This window comes from Mesorhizobium sp. M7A.F.Ca.US.005.03.2.1, assembly GCF_003997795.1.
Taxonomy (GTDB): domain Bacteria; phylum Pseudomonadota; class Alphaproteobacteria; order Rhizobiales; family Rhizobiaceae; genus Mesorhizobium; species Mesorhizobium ciceri.
The window spans coordinates 1-4,881 of sequence record NZ_RZRP01000477.1 but is presented as its reverse complement, the minus strand read 5'-3'; the positions used below and the strand labels follow the sequence as shown (position 1 = coordinate 4,881).

Genomic DNA, 4,881 nt, shown 5'->3' with positions numbered 1-4,881 from the left:
CACCTAGATAAAGCCCGGGGGAAAAACCCGGTAAGCGAGGGGGGAAAGGGAAAAGCCCGCCGATACCGCGATGTTGACGGCAGCGCCGCCGCCGCCGACGAAAGCCTCATTCCAGGCGATGCCTGCCCGGTCCAGCGCCTCGACCGCTCTCATACGGTCCGGGCAATTGCATCTGGTGCTTAAAAGAGCCAGGCGCAGGGGCGTGCCTGGTCGCCATTCGAAGCCAGGTGCCGCGAACCAGCCATAGTGGGTGCGCGACAAAGCTTCACCGCGTCGACTGTCATCTTCCTGGTGCACAATCACCGCATCGAGTTCGCCGCGATCGAAAGCTTCTTCCAGCATGGAGCTGGTATCGATCCGTATGTTGAGCGCGAGCGACGGATCGTGGGCATGAAGCTGGGCGATCAGCGTGGAAAGCTCAGGCCCCGCGACATGATCGACGAAGCCGAGCGCAAGCCGACATGGCGCCGCGGAAAATTCCGCGACGGCGCGTTCATGGGCGGCAAGGAATTCGCGGGCCACGGGCAGGAAGACAGCCCCCCTTTCCGACAGTGCCACGCGGCGCGGGGTTCGTTCGATCAAACGTGCGCCGAGCTTTTCCTCGAGCCGCCGCAACTTGACGCTGATCGTCGCCTGGGTGCTGCCAAGTGCTGCAGCCGCCCGGGTGAAGCTCTGCAGGTCGGCCACCATGACGAAAGTGCGCACGGCATCGACATCGAGACTGGCCATCTCCGTCATTCCATTTTGTTATCTCTGAAATAGAAATGCATAGTCTTTTTTCATAGTCAAGCCTCGTCTATGTCATCTCGACCGCAGTTTGAAGAGCCAGCCCGGTTCCAGAATGCTTCGACAGAAAGTGATCGACATGACGTTTCAAATCGACCGAAACACCGTTGCGCTTGCCGGGGCCTGCCTTGCCTCGCTGCTGTTCGGCCTCGAAATCTCCAGCGTCCCGGTGATCCTTCCGAAACTGGAAAGCGTGCTCGCCGCCGACTTCAAGGATCTGCAATGGATCATGAACGCCTACACCATTGCCTGCACCACGGTGCTGATGGCGACAGGAACGCTGGCCGACCGCTTCGGCCGCAAACGGGTGATGGTGATCGCCACCATCGCCTTCGGGCTGGCCTCACTGCTGTGCGGCCTCGCGCCGAGCGCTTCGCTCCTCATCATTGCACGCTTCCTGCAAGGCCTGGCGGGAGGGGCGATGTTCACTTGCAGCGTGGCCGTCTTGTCCCACCAGTTTCAGGACGGCAGCGAACGCGGCAAGGCTTTTGTGGCCTGGAGCGTCGTCTCGGGGATCGGGCTTGGCTTTGGTCCCGCCATCGGTGGATTGATCGTCGCGTTCTCGAGCTGGCAGTGGGTGTTCCTCATCCATGTGCCGCTTGCCATCCTTGCGCTGGTCTTCATCGGTGCCGGTGTCACCGAATCACGCGACCGCAATGCCCAGAAGCTTGACCGTGCCGGTATCCTGACGCTCTCGTTCGCGGTGTTCGGCTTCTCCTATCTGATCACGCAAGGAGCCGATCTCGGCTCTGGCGCCCGCATCGGCGTAGCAAGTGCTGCCGTGCTGGCCTTCGCCGCGTTCCTCGTTGCCGAGAAGATCAGCCCCTACCCGATGTTCGATTTCTCGGTGTTCCGGATCCGTCAATTTTCGGGAGCGATCATGGGCGGCATCGGCATGAATTTCAGCTATTGGCCGTTCATCATCTATCTGCCGATCTATTTTTCGGGTGTGCTCGGCTACGACAGCACCACGACCGGCCTGCTGCTGCTCGTCTACACGCTTCCCTTGATGCTGATGTCCTCGACCGCCGAGCGCCTGCGCGCCCGCTATCAGGCGCGGGTGGCGATCCCGCTCGGGTTGCTGACATTGGGGGTCGGCTTTATCGCCATGAGGATAGGTTCGAGCCTTGAGGGAGCCAGCTGGCTGACCATGCTGCCCGGTACGCTGATCGCCGGTATCGGTATCGGCCTCACCAACTCACCGACCACCAACACCACGACGGGTTCGGTGTCGCCGGATCGCGCCGGCATGGCTTCGGGCATCGATATCAGCGCGCGGCTGATCACGCTGGCCATCAACATCGCGGTGCTGGGCCTGCTGTTGACGCAGGGAATTGCTTCCTATCTCAAAACCGCATTGGGCACTGCCCTTGACCCGGACGAATTGCGCGCGTTGGCGGAAAAGATCGCCACCGGAAATCTCGATGGCCTCTCGCAATATTCGCCCAGGCTGGCGACCCTCGACCCGTCCGGCGCGCTTGCGCATGCCGCCTTAGTCAACGGTTTTGGCTGGGTCATGCTCTATAGCGGGATCGGCGTTCTTGCCCTTGCCGTCATCAGCTTCGTCGTCTTCGGCCCCAGAAACGTCGCGCCGCAAGAGGCAAGGGACCGTCATCGTGCTCAGGGCGCAAGCGAAGCTCGATCGTAGCCAGTGCCCGGCGCCTCACCCTTGCCTGCGCGCCATGAAGGCAAGCCGCTCGAACAGATGGACATCCTGTTCGTTCTTCAGCAATGCGCCATGCAGCTTGGGCAACGCGTTCTTCGGGTCGGCGCGCAGATCCTCGGGCGCGATGTCGTCGGCGACCAGCAGCCTTATCCAGTCGAGCGCCTCGGAGGTCGACGGTTTTTTCTTCAGCCCCGGCACTTCGCGGATCTCGTAGAACTGGGTGAGGGCTGCCCGAACCAGGTTCTGCTTGATGCCGGGATAGTGGACGTCGACGATTCTGTGCAGCGTGTCGACGTCGGGAAAGCGGATGTAATGGAAGAAGCAGCGGCGCAGGAACGCGTCCGGCAACTCCTTCTCGTTGTTGGAAGTGATGATGACGATCGGCCTGACGGCGGCGCGGATGGTTTCGCCGGTCTCGTAGACGAAGAACTCCATCCGATCGAGTTCCTGCAGGAGATCGTTTGGGAATTCGATGTCGGCCTTGTCGATCTCGTCGATCAAGAGCACGACCTTCCTGCCGGCGGCGAAAGCCTCCCAGAGTTTGCCGCGCTTGATGTAATTCCTGATGTCGTTGAAGCGCTCGTCGCCCAACTGGCTGTCGCGCAGGCGCGAGACGGCATCATATTCGTACAGGCCCTGCTGCGCCCGCGTCGTCGACTTGACGTGCCATTCGATGAGGTCGAGGCCGAGTGCAGCCGCCACCTGGCGGGCCAGTTCCGTCTTGCCGGTGCCGGGCTCGCCCTTGACCAGCAAGGGCCGCTCCAGCGCGATCGCCGCATTGACGGCCACCATCAGATCCTTGTCGGCGACATAGGCCGCCGTGCCTTCGAAACGCATTCTTGCTCCTCGGTTGGTCATCGCGACCGTAAGGACGAGGCCGTGCCTGTGCAAGGGTGAGGTGTTGGCGGCGCGAGGGCCTGAACCCAACACGGAAAGAGTGCCCGTCTCACTGGCGCTTAGCCGGCCGGCAGCCTATATTGGGCGGGACGGTCTGTGCTTCCCGGCAGGAGAACATTTTCCCCGGGGCCTTAACGATCCTTAGGGAGCTGTCCCTGGGAAGACCCGTGGGTTTTCTCACACGGCGCCCACCTACTTTGTAGGTTCCCGGGATCGCTCTCTCCACCGGTTGTGTGGATCGTCACTTATTGCCACGCGTCCCGCATTTCGGTGGATGATTGCGGTGGAAAACGTCGCTCCCAACACTCCATCCAGATCTGACCTTTTCTACCCTGACTGCATGACCTCTCTCAAAGACCTCAAAAAGCAGCTTCGCCGCGAGGCCCTCGGACGCCGCGATGCGCTCGATGAATTCTGGCGGGTGGAGGTCGCGCTTGAAATGGCTGAGACGGCACGCGATCATCTCCATGTCGAGCCGGGCCAGATCGTTTCCGGCTTCTGGCCGATGCGCTCGGAAGTCGACGTCAGGCCGCTGATGTTTGCCTTGCGCGAAAAGGGCGCGCGGCTTTGCCTGCCGGCCATTCTCGACAAAACCACGATCGTCTTTCGCGAACTGGTGCGCGGCGCGCCGATGGTCGAGATGGGTTTCGGCACGGTCGGCCCGCATGAAGAAGCAGAAGTGCTCGACCCCTCGGTGATGCTGGTGCCGCTCGCCGCCTTCGATGCGCGCGGCCATCGCATCGGCTATGGTGCCGGCTATTACGACCGCGCCATCGCCAAGCTGATCGACAAGGGACAGCCGCCGCGGCTGGTCGGCATCGCCTTCGACTGCCAGGAGGTGGCAATGGTGCCGGATGAGGAACATGACGTCGTCATTCCGGAAATACTGACCGAGAGCGGGTTGCGCCGCTTCGCGTCAAAATTGTAGATAAAAGGACGCATGATCTTTCACAGACGTCATGCAGCTTTTGCTTCGCTGACCTTCGGTGCGGGATCATATGAGACTTCTCTTCCTCGGTGACATGGTTGGAAAGACGGGACGGACGGCGGTGTGGGAACAACTGCCCGGCTTGATCTCCGACTTCAAACTCGATTTCGTCATCGTCAACGGTGAGAACGCCGCCGGCGGCTTCGGCATCACCGAAGATATCTTTCGCGAGACGATCGCGGCCGGTGCGGATGTCGTCACAACCGGCAACCATGTCTGGGACCAGCGCGACGCACTCGCCTTCGCGCCGCGCGAAGAGCGCTTCCTGCGCCCCTCGAACTTTCCCAAGGGCACGCCCGGGCGCGGCTCCGGCGTCTACATCGCCAGGAGCGGCGCGCGCGTGCTGGTCGCCAACATCATGGGCCGGGTGTTCATGCATCCCGAACTCGACGATCCCTTCCAGGCTGGCGAACGCGAGCTTGCCGCCTGTCCGCTCGGCGAGCAGGCGGATGCCGTGATCATCGACTTCCACGCCGAGGCGACCTCGGAAAAGATGTGCTTCGCGCATTTCGTCGACGGCCGCGCCAGCCTCGTCGTCGGCACC

The 4,881-nt window shown here is 61.9% G+C and carries 5 protein-coding genes and 1 other RNA gene; 4 read left to right on the top strand and 2 right to left on the bottom strand.

Annotated features, from left to right (window positions below; all coding sequences use genetic code 11):
- Positions 1-3 precede the first annotated feature (3 nt).
- The gene (locus tag EN991_RS23445) at positions 4-729 is read right to left on the bottom strand and encodes a LysR family transcriptional regulator (protein WP_281058808.1); all 726 of its coding nucleotides are present in this window, start codon (positions 727-729) and stop codon (positions 4-6) included.
- A 136-nt stretch (positions 730-865) separates the two neighbouring features.
- Between EN991_RS23445 and EN991_RS23440 the strand changes: the two genes are divergently transcribed.
- The gene (locus EN991_RS23440) at positions 866-2,434 is read left to right on the top strand and encodes an MFS transporter (RefSeq protein ID WP_245461054.1); all 1,569 of its coding nucleotides are present in this window, start codon (positions 866-868) and stop codon (positions 2,432-2,434) included.
- Between the two features lie 15 nt (positions 2,435-2,449).
- Here the strand turns inward: EN991_RS23440 and EN991_RS23435 are convergent, their stop codons facing one another.
- Positions 2,450-3,289 carry a MoxR family ATPase gene (locus EN991_RS23435; protein ID WP_013529106.1) on the bottom strand — a complete coding sequence of 280 codons (840 nt, stop codon included), beginning with the start codon at positions 3,287-3,289 and terminating at the stop codon, positions 2,450-2,452.
- 148 nt (positions 3,290-3,437) lie between these two features.
- Between EN991_RS23435 and ssrS the strand changes: the two genes are divergently transcribed.
- The 3 genes from ssrS to EN991_RS23420 all read left to right on the top strand — a co-directional run.
- Positions 3,438-3,593, top strand: a non-coding RNA gene (gene ssrS / locus EN991_RS23430) — 6S RNA.
- A gap of 96 nt (positions 3,594-3,689) precedes the next feature.
- Positions 3,690-4,277 carry a 5-formyltetrahydrofolate cyclo-ligase gene (locus tag EN991_RS23425; protein ID WP_127369648.1) on the top strand — a complete coding sequence of 196 codons (588 nt, stop codon included), beginning with the start codon at positions 3,690-3,692 and terminating at the stop codon, positions 4,275-4,277.
- A 70-nt stretch (positions 4,278-4,347) separates the two neighbouring features.
- On the top strand, positions 4,348-4,881 hold a 534-nt coding region (locus EN991_RS23420), incomplete at its 3' end, for a YmdB family metallophosphoesterase (protein ID WP_206519238.1).